Origin of the sequence: Pseudomonas onubensis, assembly GCF_965653655.1 — a bacterium.
Lineage (GTDB): Bacteria > Pseudomonadota > Gammaproteobacteria > Pseudomonadales > Pseudomonadaceae > Aquipseudomonas.
The window spans coordinates 1-479 of record NZ_CBFHAZ010000237.1 but is presented as its reverse complement, the minus strand read 5'-3'; the positions used below and the strand labels follow the sequence as shown (position 1 = coordinate 479).

General features: G+C 40.5%; 1 protein-coding gene. It reads right to left on the bottom strand.

From position 1 onward, the window contains the following. Nucleotides 1-266: 266 nt before the first annotated feature. The coding region (locus tag ACTD9P_RS29755) for a peptide-methionine (R)-S-oxide reductase (RefSeq protein WP_438870436.1) at nucleotides 267-479 on the bottom strand (213 nt) is incomplete at its 5' end.

The window sequence follows — 479 nt, the reverse complement described above, 5'->3', positions numbered from 1 at the left end:
CTTCTCTCCTTTGTCACTTACTAGTATCAGTATAGCAAAATTCTCCTCTAACTGCTTAGGAAAGACCTCTTATACTCAATAAAAATCAAAAAGTAAACTAGGAAGATAGCCACAGGTTTCTCAAAGTATAGCTTTGAGGTTGTAAATAAAACTGACGAAGTCAGCTCAAAGTATAGCTTTGAGGTTGTAGATAAAACTGACGAAGTCAGTAACCCTACATACGGTAAGGCGACGCTGACGTGGTTTGAAGAGATTTTCGAAGAGTATTAATCAACATAATCTAGTAAATAAGCGTAGCCTTTTTCTTCCATTTGGTCTTTGGGAATAAAGCGGATAGAGAGGCTATTGATACAGTAACGTAAGCCGCCCTTGTCCTGTGGACCATCCGTAAAGACATGCCCAAGGTGAGAATCTCCTACTCGGCTCCGCACTTCCATACGCGTCATATTGTAGGACTTATCTTCCTTGTAGGTGACAAC